General features: G+C 56.1%; 20 protein-coding genes. 15 read left to right on the top strand and 5 right to left on the bottom strand.

Features of this window, described 5'->3' with window-relative positions:
* The first annotated feature begins 40 nt into the window (after window positions 1–40).
* Genes nudC through D9K61_RS14775 form a run of 4 tightly spaced genes read left to right on the top strand, consistent with a single transcriptional unit; the run spans window position 41 to window position 2,630 of the window.
* Window positions 41–1,024 carry an NAD(+) diphosphatase gene (gene nudC / locus D9K61_RS14790; protein ID WP_120633999.1) on the top strand — a complete coding sequence of 328 codons (984 nt, stop codon included), beginning with the start codon at window positions 41–43 and terminating at the stop codon, window positions 1,022–1,024.
* The gene (locus tag D9K61_RS14785; RefSeq protein ID WP_254055788.1) at window positions 1,005–1,532 is read left to right on the top strand and encodes an SRPBCC family protein; all 528 of its coding nucleotides are present in this window, start codon (window positions 1,005–1,007) and stop codon (window positions 1,530–1,532) included. The genes nudC and D9K61_RS14785 overlap by 20 nt, the downstream gene beginning before the upstream one ends.
* A 44-nt stretch (window positions 1,533–1,576) precedes the next feature.
* Window positions 1,577–2,041: a GNAT family N-acetyltransferase gene (locus tag D9K61_RS14780; RefSeq protein ID WP_120633961.1), complete on the top strand. Its 465-nt coding sequence runs from the start codon at window positions 1,577–1,579 to the stop codon at window positions 2,039–2,041.
* A 46-nt stretch (window positions 2,042–2,087) separates the two neighbouring features.
* Window positions 2,088–2,630, top strand: a complete 543-nt coding sequence (locus D9K61_RS14775) for a chloramphenicol phosphotransferase CPT family protein (protein ID WP_120633960.1) — start codon at window positions 2,088–2,090, stop codon at window positions 2,628–2,630.
* A gap of 7 nt (window positions 2,631–2,637) precedes the next feature.
* Here the strand turns inward: D9K61_RS14775 and D9K61_RS14770 are convergent, their stop codons facing one another.
* Window positions 2,638–3,471 (bottom strand): prephenate dehydratase, encoded by an 834-nt coding sequence (locus tag D9K61_RS14770; protein WP_120633959.1) that lies wholly within the window; start codon window positions 3,469–3,471, stop codon window positions 2,638–2,640.
* A 120-nt stretch (window positions 3,472–3,591) separates the two neighbouring features.
* On the opposite strand from D9K61_RS14770, the gene D9K61_RS14765 reads away from it, so the two are divergent.
* The 5 genes from D9K61_RS14765 (at window position 3,592) to D9K61_RS14745 (ending at window position 9,991) form a co-directional block, all read left to right on the top strand.
* On the top strand, window positions 3,592–4,104 hold the full coding sequence (locus tag D9K61_RS14765) for a cytochrome c family protein (protein ID WP_120633958.1): 513 nt from the start codon (window positions 3,592–3,594) through the stop codon (window positions 4,102–4,104).
* Window positions 4,105–4,277: 173 nt separating this feature from the next.
* Window positions 4,278–6,218: an extracellular solute-binding protein gene (locus tag D9K61_RS14760; protein ID WP_254055787.1), complete on the top strand. Its 1,941-nt coding sequence runs from the start codon at window positions 4,278–4,280 to the stop codon at window positions 6,216–6,218.
* 6 nt (window positions 6,219–6,224) lie between these two features.
* Window positions 6,225–7,310: a microcin C ABC transporter permease YejB gene (locus D9K61_RS14755; protein WP_120633956.1), complete on the top strand. Its 1,086-nt coding sequence runs from the start codon at window positions 6,225–6,227 to the stop codon at window positions 7,308–7,310.
* A complete protein-coding gene (locus D9K61_RS14750) occupies window positions 7,311–8,417 on the top strand; it encodes an ABC transporter permease (protein ID WP_120633955.1) in 1,107 nt (368 codons plus the stop codon).
* The gene (locus D9K61_RS14745) at window positions 8,414–9,991 is read left to right on the top strand and encodes an ABC transporter ATP-binding protein (RefSeq protein WP_120633954.1); all 1,578 of its coding nucleotides are present in this window, start codon (window positions 8,414–8,416) and stop codon (window positions 9,989–9,991) included. Before D9K61_RS14750 ends, D9K61_RS14745 begins: the two co-directional genes overlap by 4 nt.
* A gap of 20 nt (window positions 9,992–10,011) precedes the next feature.
* Here the strand turns inward: D9K61_RS14745 and D9K61_RS14740 are convergent, their stop codons facing one another.
* Both D9K61_RS14740 and hemN read right to left on the bottom strand, forming a co-directional pair.
* Entirely contained in the window at window positions 10,012–11,940 is a 1,929-nt protein-coding gene (locus D9K61_RS14740; RefSeq protein ID WP_120633953.1) for an elongation factor G, read from the bottom strand.
* A gap of 213 nt (window positions 11,941–12,153) precedes the next feature.
* Window positions 12,154–13,509: an oxygen-independent coproporphyrinogen III oxidase gene (hemN, locus tag D9K61_RS14735; RefSeq protein ID WP_120633952.1), complete on the bottom strand. Its 1,356-nt coding sequence runs from the start codon at window positions 13,507–13,509 to the stop codon at window positions 12,154–12,156.
* 61 nt (window positions 13,510–13,570) lie between these two features.
* On the opposite strand from hemN, the gene fnrL reads away from it, so the two are divergent.
* Window positions 13,571–14,314, top strand: a complete 744-nt coding sequence (gene fnrL, locus D9K61_RS14730; RefSeq protein WP_120633997.1) for a transcriptional regulator FnrL — start codon at window positions 13,571–13,573, stop codon at window positions 14,312–14,314.
* Window positions 14,315–14,387: 73 nt separating this feature from the next.
* Complete coding sequence (locus D9K61_RS14725; RefSeq protein ID WP_120633951.1) at window positions 14,388–14,639, top strand: GlsB/YeaQ/YmgE family stress response membrane protein; 252 nt, start codon at window positions 14,388–14,390, stop codon at window positions 14,637–14,639.
* Between the two features lie 42 nt (window positions 14,640–14,681).
* Here the strand turns inward: D9K61_RS14725 and D9K61_RS14720 are convergent, their stop codons facing one another.
* Window positions 14,682–15,521, bottom strand: coding sequence for a universal stress protein (locus D9K61_RS14720; protein WP_120633950.1), 840 nt, complete (start codon window positions 15,519–15,521; stop codon window positions 14,682–14,684).
* 201 nt (window positions 15,522–15,722) lie between these two features.
* Here D9K61_RS14720 and ccoN point away from each other — a divergent pair, with 201 nt between their 5' ends.
* The 4 genes from ccoN to ccoP are packed head-to-tail and all read left to right on the top strand — an operon-like array spanning window position 15,723 to window position 19,130.
* Complete coding sequence (gene ccoN, locus D9K61_RS14715) at window positions 15,723–17,330, top strand: cytochrome-c oxidase, cbb3-type subunit I (protein ID WP_120633949.1); 1,608 nt, start codon at window positions 15,723–15,725, stop codon at window positions 17,328–17,330.
* A gap of 14 nt (window positions 17,331–17,344) precedes the next feature.
* Window positions 17,345–18,073 (top strand): cytochrome-c oxidase, cbb3-type subunit II, encoded by a 729-nt coding sequence (gene ccoO, locus D9K61_RS14710; RefSeq protein ID WP_120633948.1) that lies wholly within the window; start codon window positions 17,345–17,347, stop codon window positions 18,071–18,073.
* Between the two features lie 11 nt (window positions 18,074–18,084).
* Complete coding sequence (locus D9K61_RS14705) at window positions 18,085–18,270, top strand: cbb3-type cytochrome c oxidase subunit 3 (RefSeq protein WP_120633947.1); 186 nt, start codon at window positions 18,085–18,087, stop codon at window positions 18,268–18,270.
* Window positions 18,267–19,130 (top strand): cytochrome-c oxidase, cbb3-type subunit III, encoded by an 864-nt coding sequence (gene ccoP, locus D9K61_RS14700; protein WP_120633946.1) that lies wholly within the window; start codon window positions 18,267–18,269, stop codon window positions 19,128–19,130. The genes D9K61_RS14705 and ccoP overlap by 4 nt, the downstream gene beginning before the upstream one ends.
* A gap of 147 nt (window positions 19,131–19,277) precedes the next feature.
* Here the strand turns inward: ccoP and D9K61_RS27705 are convergent, their stop codons facing one another.
* Complete coding sequence (locus D9K61_RS27705) at window positions 19,278–19,409, bottom strand: hypothetical protein (protein ID WP_256386756.1); 132 nt, start codon at window positions 19,407–19,409, stop codon at window positions 19,278–19,280.
* Window positions 19,410–19,481 lie beyond the last annotated feature (72 nt).

Below are 19,481 nucleotides of genomic sequence, written 5' to 3'. Positions count from 1 at the left end.
AGTCATGGCAGCCCTGTGCGCAAGATCCAAAGGAAATTCGATGAAAAACGCGGAACAGGTGACTTTCGGCGGCTCTGGCCTGGATCGGGCTGCGCATCTTCGAAGCGACGCAGATAAGCTGGCCGCGGTTGCACGTGATCCAAACGCAAAATGCCTGTTGCTCTGGCGTGGCAAGGTGCTGGTGCAGGGTGAGGTCCTGGATCAGCTTGGGTTCGTCCCAATGACACATGTATTGGTCAGCGACGGGCCTGGCGGCCTCGTCGAAACGCCAATCTTTCTGGGGCTTGGCGATGAGGGTGCGCCATTCTTTGCGGCGGATATTTCGGATTGGACGGCCGAGGGGCATGATCTTTCTAATCTGGGAGCGTTCGTCGACAAGTCCGAACAACGGCACCCCGAGTTGCCGGGCGGGTATGTCTTTGCCGAATTGCGCCGAATCATGACTCGCCTGTCCACTCGGGATGCTGAACTTGCCGCGACGGCCAAGGCCGTTATCGGTTGGCACGAAACCCATCGTTTTTGTGCGCGTTGTGGTGTTGCCAGCGATCTGTCTCAGGCCGGTTGGCAACGCAGTTGCCCTTCGTGTGGCGGGCAGCATTTTCCGCGAACGGACCCGGTGGTCATCATGCTGATTACCCACGGCGAGTCCGTGTTGATGGGACGTTCCCCCGGCTGGCCCGAGAAGATGTTCTCGCTGCTGGCGGGTTTTGTTGAACCCGGCGAAACGCTCGAGGCTGCCGTGCGGCGTGAAGTGATGGAAGAAGCGGGCGTACCCGTTGGCGCTGTCTCATACCTCTCAAGTCAGCCTTGGCCATTTCCGGCGTCGTTGATGTTCGGCTGTGCCGGTGAGGCATTGTCACGCGACATTGTGATCGATCCGGTCGAAATCGAAGAGGCAATGTGGGTCAGCAAGACCGAGATGATGCAGGCCTTTGCCGGAGAGCATCCGCAGATATTGCCAGCGCGAAAAGGTGCAATCGCACATTTTTTGCTGCAAAACTGGCTTGCAGATACGCTGGCCTGAGGAAACACTGAGCCGTAACCAAGATCAGCAAAAGGCCGATATGCAGTTTTCAGCGCGTGAAGATATCGAAGCTCCCATCAACTCGGTGTTCGACATGGTCGCCGATTTTGAGCGTTTCGAGCGTATGGCAATGCGGCGTGGGATCGATGTGCGCCGCGCCGTGGGCGGTTCTGTGGTTGCGGCGGGAACGACGTGGGAAACCGAGTTCAAGCTGCGCGGAAAGCCCCGCCAAATGTCAGTGCTGATGACAGATTGCGACCGCCCGGCACAAATGAGGTTCGAGGCAACCAGCAAGGGGATGACTGGGGTTACCACGGTTGATTTTCTGGCGCTATCGCAGCGCAGAACCCGCCTGAGTGTCGAGATGTCTTTGGCTGCCAAATCTCTGCCAGCGCGACTGTTGCTGCAGTCGATGAAGCTTGGACAATCCCGGTTTCGCAGGCAGTTTCAAATGCGCCTGGCTGATTTCGCCAGAGAGCTGGAACAGCGCCATATACATGGGTCTTAGGGCCCGTTTTAGGCAAATAGATAGGGTGGGGTGTTTTGAACACAGTGAGTTTTAGAAGCGCGCAAGATAGCGACGCCGAAGGGATCGCAAGTGTTTTGCAAGATCTTTTCGACGCTGGGAAGCGAAGAAAATCGTGCACTGCTGAGTTTGTTTTGGGTCACTACATCAGCCACCCTGACAGAATTGGATGTACGGTCGCAGTTGATCAGGGTGGGCGAATACTTGGGTTTCAATCGCTCAGGCATGCTGTCGCGGGCAATCCCTATGACGTAGCTGTTGGCTGGGGGATCATAGGCACTCATATCCGGCCCTCGGCTGCCAGACGCGGCGTTGGACGCGGGTTGTTTGCTCAGACGCTTGACGCTGCACTTGGATTTGGCTTGACCTCTATCGACGCCACGATTGGTGCGGATAACGCTGAAGGCCTCGCCTATTATGAGGCTATGGGCTTCCGGGAGTATCGGCAGCTGGAAGGCGCTGTGTCAAAGGTATATCAGTTGCCGTCCTGAAGCTGCGTGGCTAAAGCAATCTGATTGGAGCAAGCGGAGTTCAGTTGTGGCGCAGATCATATTCCTCCATGGCGCGTCCAGCAGCGGTAAAAGCGCGATGGCCCGAGCGCTGCAGCAACAGATCGAAGCCCCGTTCTGGCATCTATCCATCGACCATTTAAGGGATGCCGGTGTCTTTCCGATGGCCCGATATCGGGCGGAAGACTTCGATTGGCAGTCAGATAGGTCCGCAATTTTTGACGGCTTTCACAAGTCCGCGGCTGCCTGTGCCGACGCAGGCAACAACCTGATCCTTGAACACATACTCGACACGCCGGGATGGGCCGATGACCTGAAATCATGTCTGGAATCGCATGATGTTCTGTTTGTTGCGGTGCAATGCCCGGTTTCTATTCTGATCGAGCGAGAACGGCTTCGTGGTGACAGACCCTTGGGTAGCGCCGCACAGGATCAGGCACGTATCCACGAGGACAGGATATATGACCTGGAGGTCAACGCGACGGACGATGTTGCAACCAATGTGGACAGGATCCTGATCGCCTGGCGCAGCGGCCAGCGACGGTCAGAATTCAGCCCCGGAACGACGTAGGCTGCGACTACCCGCGTGGTTGCGTGGCTGGGTACACACCCAGGATTTCCACATTGGTCGTAAAGTGCTGTAGCTCGTCCATGGCAAGCTGCACATTTTGATCCTCGGGGTGGCCAACGATGTCGGCGTAGAATTGCGTCGCCGTGAATGAGCCATCGACCATATAGCTTTCCAGCTTTGTCATGTTGATGCCGTTGGTGGCAAATCCACCCATCGCTTTATAAAGCGCCGCTGGGATGTTGCGTACCTGAAATACGAAACTGGTGATCATGCCGTGTTCACCCCGGCGCGACAGGTCGGCCTGTCGGGACATGACAAGAAAACGGGTCGTGTTGTCGCCGTGATCTTCGATATTGCGGGCCAATACATTCAGGCCATAGATCTCTCCGGCCAGTTCACTGGCAAGGGCGGCGGAATGGATATCGCCGACTTCAGAAACTTCCCGGGCGGCCCTTGCGTTATCGGGACTGACACGACCCCGGATACCGCGCTTTTTTAGGAACGTCGCACATTGCGGCAGCAGCACAAGATGGGAATGAGCCTCGGCTATGTCCTCAAGCTTGGCGCCAGGAACACCCAGAAGGTTGATGTGAACCCGTACAAAAGCTTCATCGATGATATGTAGCCCGCTATGGGGCAAAAGCCGATGAATATCGGCCACGCGCCCATAAGTCGTGTTTTCAACCGGCAACATCGCCAAATCGGCGTCTCCCGCGCGAACCGATTCGATCACATCCTCGAAGGTTCGGCAGGGCAGGGCCTCCATGTCGGCGCGCGCGTTGCGGCAGGCCTCGTGACTGTAGGCGCCGGGTTCCCCTTGAAATGCAATGCGATTGGTCATTTGGTCGATTCCGTGCAACAAGTTGGCAAATTGGGCGTTTAGTCGCGGTGTCTATACCTTGCCTCTCGTTAGGGGAAGCCTTAGACACCTGCGCAGACAGCTGAAATGGACACGCGATCAATGTTCGACACGATGACAGTTACCAAGGCCGCAGCAGGCCTGTTTGGCACTTTCCTGGTGCTGCTTCTGGCCAAATGGGGGGCGGATGTCCTTTATCATGTAGGTGGCCATGGCGATGGTGAGGCCGCATACATTATCGAAACCGAAAGCTCTGGCGAAAGCGCCGATGGCGAAGAAGTGGTTTTCGAGGAAATGCTGGCCGCTGCTGACCCTGAAAAGGGGGCGAGAGTATTTCGCAAGTGCACCGCCTGCCACAAGTTGGAAGATGGCGCAAACGGCACTGGTCCTTACCTTTTTGCTATCGTTGATCGCCCTGTAGCTTCGGCCGATGGTTTCACCGGCTATTCAGCATCGATGCAGGCGCATGGTGGCAACTGGACACCTGAGGCACTGGACGCGTTCCTGACACGCCCCAGCGCATATATCTCTGGTACTTCGATGAGCTTTGCTGGCCTGAAAAAACCTCAGGATCGCGCCGATCTGATCGCTTACCTGCAGACAATCGGCAACTGATTGCTTGCTGAAGATTAAGAGTTTTCAAAGCCGCTGCCCCGTGCAGCGGCTTTTTTTGTCTTAAGGAATCTTCACAAAGCGCTCACGCGTTCTAAACTTGCAACTGTAATCACTGGACCTTTAGCTAGGTTTAGGCGCATTAAGACGTTCCACGGGGTGTAGGAGAGGCGGGCATGACAGGTAGACGCAAGAGACCGGTACAGAACGGTATGCAGCGGCGAACTGCGCTGCAGCTTTTGGGCGGAAGTGCCGTTGCAGCATTGACGCCGGGCGCAAGAAGCGCCTTTGCGGCGGGCGAAAGCAGCGATGTTATCAAGGCACACGGCTACTCCTATTTTGGCGATCTTAGGTATCCGGCCGATTTTCCACATTTTGACTATGTGAACCCGAACGCCCCGATAGGAGGCCAAATCTCGGTTTCTACACGTGGTACGTTTGATGGGATGAACCGTTTTAACTGGCAAGGCAAAGCGGGCCGATACTCTGGCCTGATTGCTGAAAGCATGTTTGGCAGTAGTCCTTTTGGGTCTGCCTCACCGGCGGATTCCATAACCGAAGCCTATGGGTTGCTGGCGGAGTCGGTAGAATACCCGAGTACCAAAGAATGGTGCATCTTCTATATGCGACCTGAAGCACGCTTTGCCGATGGTACGCCACTGACAGCACATGATGCTGCGTTCACCCATGATCTGTTTCTGGAACAAGGAATCCGCAGTTATGCGCGTGGCGTCAGCCAGCGCATCGAAGGGTATGAGATCATTGATGACCATACGATCAAATACAACTTCGTAGACGGTATATCCCGTCGATCTTTGATCTCGCAGGTCGGCGGTACGCCAGTGTTTTCCAAAGCGTGGTACGAAGAAACGGGTGAACGGCTTGACAAGCAAAGTCTGCAGACCCCTATGGGAAGCGGCCCTTACGTCCTCGATGACTATGAGCTCAACCGATACATCGTCTACCGCCGCAATCCGGATTATTGGGGATGGCATCTGCCGATTAACGTGGGCCGACACAACTTTGAAACTGTACGGGTTGAATATTTTGCGGATGACGCAGCTGAATTCGAAGCCTTCAAGGCCGGGATCTATACGTTTCGGGCTGAAGGCAGCACCAAGAAGTGGGCGACAGGCTATGACTTTCCCGCAGTCGAGAAAGGCTACGTAAAGCGCGACAGCATTCCTGTTATGACTCCGCCGTCGCCGTCGGGATTCATTTTCAACATGCAGCGCGAGCCGTTCAAGGACATAAAAGTCCGTGAAGCGCTCGGGTTGGCCTTTAATTTCGAGTGGACTTCGGAGTCACTTCAATACGGTTTGACTGAACAGCGCCATTCCTTCGCGGAAAACTCTGAAATCGCAGCTGAAGGCTTGCCGACCGATCAGGAAACCGCGTTCCTGAGATCGCTGGGCGATCTGGTCCCGGACGAGATATTTACACAGGAAGCCGTTCGAGCTCATAGCTCGAAAGGAAACCGCACGGTGGATCGCGGCAACAAGCGTAAAGCGCTGAAACTGTTGTCAGAGGCAGGCTGGACGGTGTCCGCGAATGGCAAACTTCAGGATGCCGAAGGCAACCCGATGAAAATCACGATTATGCTTTCGGCGGCTACTTCGGATACCGCAGAAGCCATTGTAACGACATATGCGTCCAACCTTGAAAGCTTTGGCGTCGCTGTGAACGTTGAGAAAATCGACAGCGCCCAGTGGATACAACGGTTCTACGACAAAGACTTCGACATGATCTTTTTCCGCAACCAGTCCTTCCTTGAGGCCGGGACGGGACTGAAGCAATTTTATGGATCCGAGACTGCGGTGGTGTCGTCCTACAATCCACAGTCTCTGCAAGAGCCGCTTGTAGATGCGATCATCGACGCGGCCCTCGAAACGAAGTCCCGCGAAGAAGAGGTTGCAGCCCTAAAGTCGCTGGACAGGGTTTTGCGGTATCTGCGTATTCAGGTGCCCGCTGGCTATGTGGCGGACACTTGGGTCGCCTACTACGACATGTTTGAACACCCCGAGGAACTACCGCCTCTGGCTGTCGGTCAGTTTGACTTCTGGTGGTTCAATGAAGAAAAGTACCAGAAACTGAAAGCAGCAGGCGCGGTGAGGTAACAGGCTTTGGGAGCGTATATTCTTCGCCGGCTGCTGCTGGTCATACCGACATTGCTTGGCATCATGATTTTGAACTTCACTCTGGTGCAATTTGTGCCGGGTGGACCGATCGAACAAATACTGGCCCAAATGCAGGGTGAGGGCGACGTTTTTGCAGGCTTCGCAGGTGGAGACAATGTTCAGACCGAAGAGACCTTTGGTTCTGACAGCGAGTACATCGGCGCACGCGGCCTGCCCAAGGAATTCATTGAAGACCTAGAGAAAGAATTCGGCTTCGACAAACCGCCACTCGAGCGGTTTCTGAACATGATGGGCAATTACCTGACGCTGGATTTCGGCCAGAGTTATTTCCGTTCGATAAGTGTCATCGATCTGGTTCTGGAAAAGATGCCGGTATCCATCTCGCTGGGTCTGTGGTCCACATTGATCGCCTATCTGGTGTCGATCCCGCTTGGAATTCGCAAGGCGATCAAAGATGGCTCGCGGTTTGATACATGGACCAGCGGCGCCATCATCGTCGCCTATGCGATTCCCGGTTTTCTTTTTGCGATCCTGTTGCTTGTTCTGTTTGCGGGCGGATCTTTCTGGCAGATATTCCCGCTGAGAGGGCTGACCTCGGACAATTGGGAAAGCCTGAGCCTGTTTGGTAAGATCGCAGACTATTTCTGGCACATCGCTCTGCCAATTATCGCCCTGACGATTTCGGCCTTTGCGACGCTGACCTTGCTGACCAAGAATTCGTTTCTGGATGAGATCAAGAAACAGTACGTTATGACCGCGCGCGCCAAAGGGCTGAGCGAAAGTAAGGTCTTGTACGGGCATGTCTTTCGCAATGCGATGTTGATCGTCATTGCGGGCTTTCCTGCTGTGTTCATCGGCGTGTTCTTTGGCGGTTCTATCATCATCGAAACGATATTTTCGCTCGATGGTCTTGGCCGGCTTGGTTTCGAGGCCGCTGTGGCGCGGGATTATCCGGTCATATTCGGCACACTGTTCATCTTTGGCCTGATGGGTCTGGTTGTCGGTATCATAAGTGATCTCATGTACGTCTTGGTCGATCCTCGTATCGATTTTGAGAAACGGGAGGGTTAAATGGCACTTTCCCCTCTCAACCAACGGCGCTGGCGCAGCTTTCGGCGCAATAGCCGGGCCTTTTGGTCGCTGATCATTTTCTCGGTGATTTTCGGGCTTTCGTTGTTTGCCGAATTCATTGCGAATGACAAACCGATCCTGGTGAAATACCGCGGTGAGTTCTACACGCCCATCTTCAACTTCTATGCCGAGACTGATTTTGGCGGCGACTTCCAAACCGAGGCGATTTATCGCGACCCCGAGGTCCGGTGCCTGATTGACAGCGGTGGTCTTGAGCAGTGTTTCGACGACCCGGATGGTATCATCGAACAGATTGATGCGGGTCGTTTCCAGGCCGACGGGTTTGAACGTGGCTGGGCGATCTGGCCTTTGATCCCGTATTCCTTCAACACCAGCGTGGACCGCCCCGGAGCGGCACCTCTGCCGCCCAACAGCCAAAACCTGCTGGGCACGGATGACACCAAACGGGATGTGCTGGCACGGGTGATCTATGGGTTCCGCCTGTCGATCCTGTTCACGCTGATCGTGACCGGAGCGGCCAGTCTGATCGGGATCTTCGCCGGGGCCATACAGGGGTTTTTCGGAGGCTGGCTTGACCTGATCTTTCAGAGGGTCATCGAGATCTGGTCTGCGACGCCGTCGCTGTATGTCATCATCATCATGTTCGCCATTCTCGGGCGAAGTTTCTGGCTGCTTGTGGCCTTGATGATCCTTTTTGGATGGACGGGCTTGGTGGGGGTTGTGCGGGCCGAATTCCTGCGTGCGCGAAACCTTGAATATGTACGTGCGGCACGAGCGCTAGGCGTGGGTAACATGACGATCATGTTCCGTCACATGTTGCCAAACGCAATGGTGGCGACGCTGACATTCATGCCGTTCATCGTGACGGGCACCATCGGCGGTTTGGCCTCTTTGGACTTCCTTGGCTTTGGGTTGCCCTCTTCTTCACCGTCTCTGGGTGAAATGACCTTGCAGGCGAAGCAGAACCTGCAAGCCCCCTGGCTGGCCTTCACCGCGTTTTTCACCTTTGCCATCATGCTATCGCTTCTGGTTTTCATCTTTGAAGGCGTCCGCGATGCATTTGACCCGAGAAAGACCTTTTCATGAGCTTACTGGACGTGAACAACCTTAAGGTCTCGTTCCGGCAGGACGGTCAGATATCAGCTGCCGTGAAAGGCGTCTCATTCACTGTTGATCGCGGTGAAACCGTCGCTTTGGTCGGCGAATCCGGTTCTGGCAAGTCCGTGACAGCGTTGTCCACCGTGTCCCTGTTGGGCGACAGCGCGATTGTCGAGGGTTCGGTCAAATATGATGGCCAGGAAATGATCGGAGCCTCAGATCAGCATCTTATGGATGTGCGTGGCAACGACATCAGCTTTATCTTTCAAGAGCCGATGACCTCACTCAATCCGCTGCACACGATCGAAAAGCAGATGGCGGAATCGCTGGCGCTGCATCAGGGTCTGACCGGAGAGGAGGCGCGGGACCGGATTATTGAGCTGATGATCAAAGTGGGCATCCGAGACCCTCAGGATCGGTTGGACAGCTATCCGCACCAACTGTCCGGCGGGCAGCGGCAGCGGGTCATGATCGCCATGGCATTGGCCAACAAGCCCGACATCCTGATTGCCGACGAGCCGACAACGGCGTTGGACGTGACTATTCAGGCGCAGATTCTGGAACTGCTGGCCGAACTGCAGACGTCGGAAAACATGGGGATGTTGTTCATTACCCATGATCTGGGCATCGTGCGACGGATCGCAGATCGAGTCTGTGTGATGAAAGACGGCGAGATCGTCGAAACCGGTCCGACAGTCGAAATCTTTGACAACCCGCGGCATCCGTATACGCGCAAGCTGCTTGCGGCTGAACCCTCCGGTTCGCCCGACCCGGTGCCCACGGACGCGGAAGTGGTTGCACAAACCGATCACCTGAAAATCTGGTTCCCGATCCAACGTGGTTTTCTGAAGCGCACCGTTGGCCACGTAAAGGCCGTCAACGACGCGACGCTGAGTGTGCGCGCGGGCGAGACTCTGGGCATTGTCGGGGAAAGCGGCTCGGGCAAGACAACGCTAGCGTTGGCGATTATGCGGCTGATTGCTTCCGAAGGTGGGATTACCTATCGGGATCAGGATGTGCGCCGTTGGTCCACGCGCGAACTGCGGCGGTTGCGCAAGGACATGCAGATCGTGTTTCAGGATCCGTTCGGCAGCCTCAGCCCACGTATGACCTGCCAGCAGATTATTGCTGAAGGATTGGCGATCCACAAAGTCGACCCGCATCGCGCCCCGCGTGATCTGGTGGCCGAGGTGATGACCGAAGTTGGTTTGGATCCGGCCTCGATGGACCGATATCCGCATGAGTTCTCAGGCGGGCAGCGTCAGCGTATCGCGATTGCACGCGCCATGGTGCTGCGACCCAAACTTCTGGTGCTGGACGAACCTACCAGTGCGCTGGACATGACCGTCCAGGTTCAAATTGTCGATTTGCTGCGTGACTTGCAGCGAAAATACGGGCTGGCCTATTTGTTCATCAGCCATGACCTGAAGGTCGTGAGGGCAATGTCACACAACGTCATCGTCATGCGAAATGGCGACGTGATCGAGATGGGCACTGCCGAGGACCTGTTCGAAAACGCCCAGACAGAATACACCCGTGAACTGATTGCAGCGGCGGGCTGATAACCCGCCGATTTTACCTGTCAGGCGTTGGCTGTTTCCCGTGCAGCGGCCTTGGGCACTGGCCCGCGTAATTCTTCGTAATGGTCAAAGCTCAGCCTGACCCAGCCTGTACCCCGGGTGGCACTGGCAAGCGTTCGGTGCAGTTCATCCTCGGCCACGGCCGGCAACATCGCGTTGAAAACCTCCCAGCCCGCTGCATTTGGGTTGCCCTCAAATCCCAGAATTTGCCCTTGCAAGGTGCTGATTGTCGGAACGAGATCGCCTACGAAATCTGATGGCAGATGGATTTCCGCGTTCAGGATCGGCTGTAGGACAACGGGCTTTGCCTGGGGCAACGCCTCGCGCACAGCGATTTTGCCAGCCGTTCGGAAAGCGTAGTCCGAGCTGTCGACATTGTGGTGTTTTCCATCTTTCAGCGTGACCTTCACATCCACCACAGGGAATCCTTCGGGTCCCTGAACCAATGCGTCCTTGGCGCCGTGTTCGACGGACGGGATATAGTTTTTGGGAACCGATCCGCCTTTCACAACCTCTTCGAACTGGAACCCTGAACCGCGCGGCATCGGTGCAACCGAGATCACCACATCCGCAAATTGCCCGGCGCCGCCGGATTGTTTGCGATGTCTCTGTCGGTGTTCGATGGTTGATTTGATGGTTTCGCGATATGCAGTCTCCACCGGTTCGGCTTGGATTTCGATGCCAAAATCCTCGGCCAGCTTGGCCGTCACCCGACGCATGTGCTGGGGACCTTGCGAGCCCAGAACCGCGTGGCCGCTCAATTCGTCCTGTTCCATATGCAGGCCCGGGTCGATCTCGACCATTCGGGTCAAGGCATTTGAAAGACGCACGTCATCACGTTCATGGGCCGGGGACACCACTTGCCGGTGTCCAACCGGGTGTGATGCGGCCCATTCCGGGAGTGGCGTGGCCGACGTGCTGTCATAAAGAAAGCCGGGGTTGAGATGATCGGATTTCACCGCCAAGCCGACCTGCCCGGCCTCCAAAGCACCGATCTGAGTTTTGGCGTCCAGCGTGGTCAGATTGCCGACTGTTTCCCCGCCCAAAGCCTCATGAGCTTTGACGCCATCACCAAGACCACGCAGCACGACGATCTTGCCGATATGCTTTTTAACATCTGCGAAACCTGCGATGGCGCGAGCATTATCTGCCGCCTCATCCCGGCCTGCCGCGATGTCAAATTCCGGCGCTTCATGGCGTAGCGCCTTCATTAGCCGGGTAAGACCATTGCCGTGGTTGGCTGCGCCCAGACAGGCTGGGATCAGTTGGTGGCTTTGCAACACTTGTGCGGCAAGGTCATAGATTTCGGCGCTGGGTGGCTGCTTGTCTTCGATCAGTTGCTCTAACAAATGGTCGTCGTAATCCGATAGGGTTTCCAGCAATTCGGTACGGGCTTCCTGTTCACGGTCTTCCACGGCTTGCGGTAGCTCGATCAGGGCCGAGGGCTGTCCCTCCTGATACTTCCAGGCCCGTTCCGAGATCAGATCAACGGCACCAATGATCGTACCTCCGTCGCGGATCGGGACCTGCCGTAACGTGATATGGTGAGTGCAATAGGTTTGCAGCGCCGCGATAATGTCGCGGATCCGGCCATTTGGGCTGTCCATCCGGTTGATGAACAAGAAACAGGGAATACCGGCTTCTTCGACCAAACGCAGATAAGGGGCACATAAAACGGCGGCGTCCGGGTCAGGTGGAACGACGATCACGGCCGCGTCCGAGATCGCCATGGCCGGACCAACGTAAGCCAGCGCATCGCCGCCACCATCCACGTCAACCGCGCACCAGGGCTCGTCTAAATAAGAAAAACCGTGCAAGTGCACGGTTCCGGATACGTCGAATGTGGTGGGCCGGCCATCGAGGCGACTGATGGCCTCGACCAGCGTAGACTTGCCCGATTGACTGGGGCCGAGGACGGTAAAAACGCGCATAGGTGCTGTCCCTCTTTCAGGTTGCATAATGGATGCACGAAAGGGGTTGTCGAGCGCGTCAGCGTCGGCATGGATCGCCTGTAATTTCGCCTGCCTCAGGCTGTGGGGTGGTCAGTTTCCCCACATCTTTAGTGTGGAGAAAAGCCATGGCGTACGTCAAGCCCCGGTTCCGGATTACTGCGGAGTGGCCGATATTGGCCCGCCCAATTTGTTTCAGATCGCCGAGCTGTGCCCGGCTTTGCTGAGGTCATACGCATCAAAGCTGCGGGCGATCATTCTGGTCAATGGGCGCGCCTCGGGCGGGACGAACAGCCCGCCCTCGTCTATGCTCAAAATCCCATCAAACGTTGCATTCGCGGCGCTATACATGTCTTGTAATTCGGCAGCCGAGATATCGTGGTCCCGCAGGATTTCGGCAGTGTCGATCTGGAAATCGCACATCAGAGCCTCGATCAAACGCGCGCGCAAAACATCTTGCCCTTTGAACAGGTGCCCGCGCGAGGTCGAAAAATGGCCATTGCGGATTGCCTTCGTATGGGCAGACGTCGCCGGAGCATTCTGTGCGTACCCTTGCGGAAAGCGAGAGATTGAGCTGGCCCCGATCCCGATCAGAACCTCGGCCTGATCGTCGGTATAGCCTTGGAAATTGCGTTTCAGACGGCCCGCACGCAAAGCGTGGGTTAGGCCATCGTCATTTGTGGCAAAGTGATCAATTCCGATTTCGGTGTAGTTGTCCCACATAAACAGTCGCCGCGCGGTATCGAACAGCACCAGCCGCTGTTCGGGTGTGGGCAGGGCATCAGACGGGATCATCTGTTGCCGCTTGGCCATCCATGGCACATGCGCGTAGCCGTAAAGTGCGACACGATCAGGGCTGAGCGACAGCAGCTTTTGCACGCTTTCCGTCATCCGCGTTTTGTTTTGGTGCGGCAGGCCATACAGAATATCGGCGTTCAGGCTGTTGATACCTCGGGCCCGGATCATATCAATCGCATCACGCGTGGTATCGTAGCTTTGGATGCGTCCAATGGTCTTTTGAATTTCGTCATCGAAATCCTGAACGCCAATTGACGCGCGGTTCATTCCCGCTTCGGCCAGCGCGTCGAGACGTGCGTTGTCAATTTCGTTGGGATCGATCTCGACCGAGAATTCGGCGTTTGGCCCCATCGGGACGATGCCAAGGATGTGTTGGGCCAGATCGCGCATCAATTCCGGGTTCAGCAACGTCGGCGTGCCGCCGCCCCAGTGCAGGCGTGACAGGACAACGCCGCTTGGCAAGCGGTCGGCCAACAGGTCCAGTTCTGCCTTCAGAACATCCACATAGGCGATCACTGGATTGTCTGTCTGCGTTCCTTGGGTCCTGCAGGCACAGAACCAGCACAGCCTGCGGCAGAATGGTACGTGGATATACAGTGAGATCGCGCTGCCGGGTTTAATCCCCGAAATCCAGTCGCCAAAACGATCGGCCCCTACGTCGTTGTTGAAATGCGGGGCGGTGGGATAGCTTGTGTAACGCGGGACTTTCGCGTCAAATAGTCCAAGCTTTGCCAATTGTGGTTTCACTATCATAGCGATACCCTTAGGTGAGATACGATTTAGCGACTTTGACAGAGATCAAGTGGAAATGCGCATGACCGTGAAGGCACAGTTTGACCACACCAATTGCGACGGATGCCCGATCCGGCACCGGGCTGTCTGCGCGCATTGTGATACTGATGAACTCGAAGAACTTGAGGGTATCAAGTACTACCGCAGCTTTGAGGCAGGGCAGACAATCATCTGGTCTGGGGATCAGATGAGCTTTGTCGGGTCGGTTGTGTCGGGCATTGCATCGCTGACACAGACGATGGAAGACGGCCGGACGCAGATGGTCGGGTTGCTGCTGCCAAGCGATTTTGTCGGCCGTCCCGGTCGTGAAACGGCCCCTTATGATGTGCAGGCGACAACTGATGTTGTGATGTGCTGTTTTCGCAAAAAGCCGTTCGAAGACCTGATGAACTCGACGCCTCATATCGCGCACCGTTTGTTGCAGATGACGCTGGACGAACTGGATGCGGCCCGCGAATGGATGTTGGTGTTGGGACGCAAGACTGCGCGTGAGAAAATCGCCAGCCTTTTGTCGATCATCGCGCGCCGGGATGCGTCGGTCAGTCAGAAGGTTCAGTCTGGCCCAATTGTGTTTGACCTGCCACTGACGCGTGAGGCAATGGCCGATTACCTTGGCCTGACCCTGGAAACGGTCAGCAGACAGATATCCGCTTTGAAAAGGGACAGTGTCATTTCGCTGGAAGGCAAGCGTCACGTCACGATTCCGGATATGGCGCGGTTGATGGACGAGGCAGGCGACGATTCAGATGGTGGTTTTCTGATCTGATCAGGTTCCTACGTGACCCCGTGCTGCAGCCGTGATCTACTGGCCTGGATGAAACGAATATCAGGAGCAGCGCATGACATTCAGTAGTCTTTTGGCAATGGTATTGATCGGTGCAATCGCCGGTTGGTTGTCGGGAAAGATAATGGAAGGCCGCGGCTTTGGCCTGATCGGGAACATAATTGTCGGGATTGTCGGGGCCTTTCTGGCGGGTTTGATATTCCCGGCACTTGGGTTCGCTGTTGGCGGCGGTTTGATCTCGTCAATCCTGTTTGCCACCGTCGGCGCCGTGATCTTGCTGTTCTTGATCGGATTGATACGACGCTGATAGATAAGCCGCCTTGTCGGGCGGCTTACTGAATTTTTCAGATCAGTGGGCGAGGAAAACCGGCACGACCGACTGTTCCAGCATGTTACGTGTTGCACCGCCCAGAATGGCCTCGCGGAACCGCGAGTGACCATAGGCCCCCATGACGATTAGATCTGATTCCGTATCTGACGCGTGGCGGTTCAGAATGTCGGACACTCGGGTCATGGTTTTGCTAAGAACTTCGATCTCGCATTTCACGCCGTGCCGTGCCAGCATCTGGGACAACATTCCACCGGGATCGGACCGATCCGGGCCGTGGCGTGGAGGGTCGATCACCACGATATGCGCCACGTCGGCTTGTTTTAGGAAGGGCAAGGCGCGGCGAATGGCGCGCATGGCTTCGATGCTCTCGTTCCAGGCAATCATCACTTTGCGCGGCACAGAAAACGGCTCGGCGTCACTGGGAACCACCAGAACAGGGGCATGACCTTCGAACATGGCGGCTTCGACTATTGGTTCCGCCTCGGCCCCCCGATCCTCGCCATAGGGATGGGGAAGGACCACCAGATCCGAGAACCGCGCGCGGTGCGCCACGTGGCGACCGATATCCGCAATTTGCGCGACGCCGTTTTCGGCGGACCAGCGAACGCCGGTCTTGCCCAGAAAGTCCTTAGCGAAATTCAGCACCTCGTCCGCCTCGGCATTGGCCCGGTTCAGAGTTTCCTGAAGGATCAGTGCGTTGGCTCCGGCGTAATAATAGCCGGTCTGACTACGATCCACACCCAGACACAACGCTTCGGCATGAGCATCCTGCGCTTCTGCCAATGCCGCCATCTGTGCCAATGCTGCCTGAGCTGTCTGTGTTTCGGTCATAACCGTGAGAAGAGATTTATAGCCCATATCGACCTCATATTTTGAGCATTTGGTCCCATGCGACCAGGTAACCCATTCATCAGCTTATGCCTGTCACAGAAATCGGGTTATTGTCTTGACACAGATCAAAGCAGCAATGGTCGCTGTCCGACAAAACAGCAGCCAGACAAAAGGGTCTTGCGCGGCAAGGGAATCAGAATCGCGTGAGGCAATTCAAAGGGACGCAAAATGTCGAATTACATCAAGCTGATCGTGCTTGGGCTGGTCGTGCTGTTCGCAGCGATCGGGTCCAACTACGCACGGGATTTGGCGTATCAGGTGCATGCGGTGCTGGTGATGTTGATTGCCGGTGGACTGTTCATCTGGACGCTACGCAACACCGATGAGCCAGATATCCTTGTAGACCGCTCGTCAGAGTATATGGACGACGTGATACGTTATGGCGTGATCGCAACCGCCTTTTGGGGTGTGGTCGGGTTCCTTGCGGGAACCTTCATCGCGTTTCAGCTGGCTTTTCCTGAGCTAAACTTTGAATGGGCGCAGGGTTACCTGAATTTTGGGCGTTTGCGGCCGTTGCACACTTCGGCAGTTATCTTTGCCTTTGGCGGAAATGCATTGATCGCAACCTCGTTTTACGTGGTTCAGCGGACCAGTGCTGCGCGCCTTTGGGGCGGAAACCTCGCATGGTTCGTGTTCTGGGGATACCAGCTGTTCATCGTTCTGGCTGCGACAGGCTATGTACTGGGCGGAACCCAATCCAAGGAATATGCCGAGCCTGAATGGTACGTTGACCTGTGGCTGACCGTTGTCTGGGTGGCCTATCTGGCCGTCTATCTGGGCACGATCGTCAAGCGGAAAGAGCCCCACATCTACGTGGCAAACTGGTTCTATCTGGCCTTCATCGTGACGGTCGCGATGCTGCATCTGGTCAACAACATGACTGTCCCTGTCAGCATCTGGGGTTCGAAATCCGTAATCGTCTGGTCGGGTGTGCAAGACGCCATGATCCAGTGGTGGTACGGCCACAACGCCGTGGGCTTTTTCCTGACTGCGGGCTTCCTGGGGATGATGTACTATTTCATCCCAAAACAGGCCGAACGTCCAGTGTTCAGCTACAAGCTGTCGATCATCCACTTCTGGGCACTGATCTTCCTGTATATCTGGGCCGGTCCGCACCATCTGCACTATACCGCGCTGCCTGACTGGGCATCGACGCTGGGCATGGTGTTCTCGATCGTGCTGTGGATGCCGTCCTGGGGTGGTATGATCAATGGCCTGATGACTCTGTCTGGTGCATGGGACAAACTGCGCACCGACCCGGTGATCCGCATGATGGTGATCTCGGTCGGCTTCTACGGCATGTCCACGTTCGAAGGCCCGATGATGTCGATCCGCGCGGTCAACAGCCTCAGCCACTACACCGACTGGACTATCGGGCACGTGCATTCAGGCGCGCTGGGCTGGAACGGTATGATCACCTTTGGCGCGCTGTACTTTCTGGTGCCTGTTCTGTGGAAGCGAGAGCGTCTGTACTCGCTGCAGATGGTCAGCTGGCACTTCTGGCTCGCGACAATCGGCATCGTTCTATATGCCGCGTCGATGTGGGTCACCGGTATCATGGAAGGCCTGATGTGGCGCGAAGTAGATGCCAATGGCTTCCTGGTGAATTCGTTCGCCGACACCGTGGCCGCCAAGTTCCCGATGTATGTGGTGCGTGGTCTGGGTGGGGTCCTGTTCCTCGCTGGCTCAGTGATCATGTGCTACAACCTGTGGATGACTGTACGGAAAGCGCCGGCCAAAGAGGCCAGCCTGACCGTTGCGGTCCCGGCTGAATAAGGAGGGCCGGAGCAATGGCAATTCTCGACAAACATAAGATCCTCGAGACCAACGCGACCCTCTTGCTGATCTTCAGCTTTTTGGTCGTGACCATCGGTGGCATCGTGCAGATCACCCCGTTGTTCTACCTTGAGAACACTATTGAGAAGGTGGAGGGCATGCGCCCTTACACCCCCTTGGAAATGGCGGGACGTGACATCTACATCCGTGAAGGCTGCTATGTCTGTCACAGCCAGATGATCCGTCCGATGCGGGACGAGGTCGAACGCTATGGCCATTACTCGCTGGCGGCTGAGTCGATGTATGATCATCCGTTCCAATGGGGCTCCAAGCGTACCGGGCCCGACCTGGCGCGTGTGGGTGGGCGGTATTCGGACCAGTGGCAGGTTGATCACCTGCGTGATCCGCAATCGGTGGTGCCGGAATCGGTGATGCCGAAATATGGTTTCCTTGAGCACCGTAAAATTGACGGTAAATACATTGGGGATGTCATGGCTGCCAACGCTCTGGTCGGTACGCCATATACCGACGAGATGCTGGAAAGCGCGGTGGCGGATTTCCGTGCGCAGGCTGATCCGGACAGCGACTATGACGGTCTGCTGGAACGCTATGGCGAAAAGGTCAACGTGCGGAACTTTGACGGCCAGCCCGAGTTGACCGAGGCCGACGCACTGATCGCTTATCTGCAAATGCTGGGTACATTGGTCGATTTCTCGACCTTCACCCCAGATGCAAATCGCTAAAGGAGGGTGTGATGGAAGAATACACAATCCTCAGGCAGTTCGCGGATAGCTGGATGTTGCTGCTGTTGTTCGTCTTTTTCATTGGCATCGTCATCTGGGTTTTTCGCCCCGGCGCCAGCAAAGAATACAAGGACACCGCCAACATCCCGTTCCGGCATCAAGACAAACCCGCCGATTCCAAGGAGGCGAGTAAATGAGCAAGACACCTGAAAAACAGCCGGGTGATCCGAACACCACTGGCCACACCTGGGACGGAATCGAGGAATTCGACAACCCGATGCCACGCTGGTGGTTGTGGACCTTCTACGTCACCATCATCTGGGCCGTCATCTATACGATCATGTATCCCGCATGGCCTCTGGTACAGTCCGCAACTGCAGGTGTTCTGGGGTGGTCCTCGCGCGAATTGGTACAGCAGGAAATGGTCGCCTTTGAAGAGGCAAACGCGCCGTGGAATGCCAAGCTGGTCGAAACCCCGTTGGATGACATCGCCAAGGACGCAGAGCTACAACAATACGCGGTAAACTCGGGCGGTGCCGTATTCCGCACGTGGTGCGCGCAGTGTCATGGCTCGGGCGCGCAAGGCGCAACCGGTTTTCCGAATCTGTTGGACGACGCCTGGCTATGGGGCGGTGCGTTGGATGATATCGTAACCACCGTCAGCTATGGCATCCGCAGTGAGGAAAGCGACGACACGCGCTATTCCGAGATGCCTGCCTTCGGCGAGATCCTTGAGCCGGAAGAGATCACTCAGGTAGTTCAATATGTGATGTCACTGACAAATGCGCAGAGCGATGATGCAGCCGCGCAGGCGGGTAAAGTCGTCTTTGAAGACAATTGTTCAGCCTGTCACGGAGAAGACGGCACCGGCGATGTCTTCCAGGGCGCACCGAACCTGACAGACGCTATCTGGCTTTATGGTGGCAGCGAAGAGGCATTGACCGAGACGGTCAAGTACAGCCGCTTTGGCATCATGCCTCCATGGGATACCCGATTGACCGAGGCACAGATCCGCGCTGTGTCTGCCTATGTCCACCAACTGGGTGGCGGTCAGTAACGGGTCAGGAATACCTCCGGGCGGTGCTCCGCCCGGAGGTTAGGGCACCGGCTGTTCCATCTGTTCGCGCGTTTCCAGAACAGCCGGTGCTACTTTTCAGATTACATGCCGGATCGGATCCGGTCCAGACAGGTACGCAGCCCCACCTCAATGGCGTGGAGCATTGCCGTCACGGATGTCCTCTTTCCACCAATGCGCATCCGGCAGCCAACGTTTTTGCGGGGTGTCCTTGCGCCGCGCGTGATAGTCATCAGGCCCACGCATTTGGGTGGCGTTCATGAAAGTTCTGGCAAAGACCGAGAGCATCGGATCTCTCCTCTGATTGAATTGGAACAGCTTCAGGATTGATCT

It is taken from the genome of Ruegeria sp. EL01 (genome assembly GCF_900313035.1).
In the GTDB taxonomy this organism is placed as follows: domain Bacteria; phylum Pseudomonadota; class Alphaproteobacteria; order Rhodobacterales; family Rhodobacteraceae; genus Ruegeria.
Note: the sequence above shows the minus strand (reverse complement) of the source record. Positions and strands in the feature narration are given on the sequence as shown.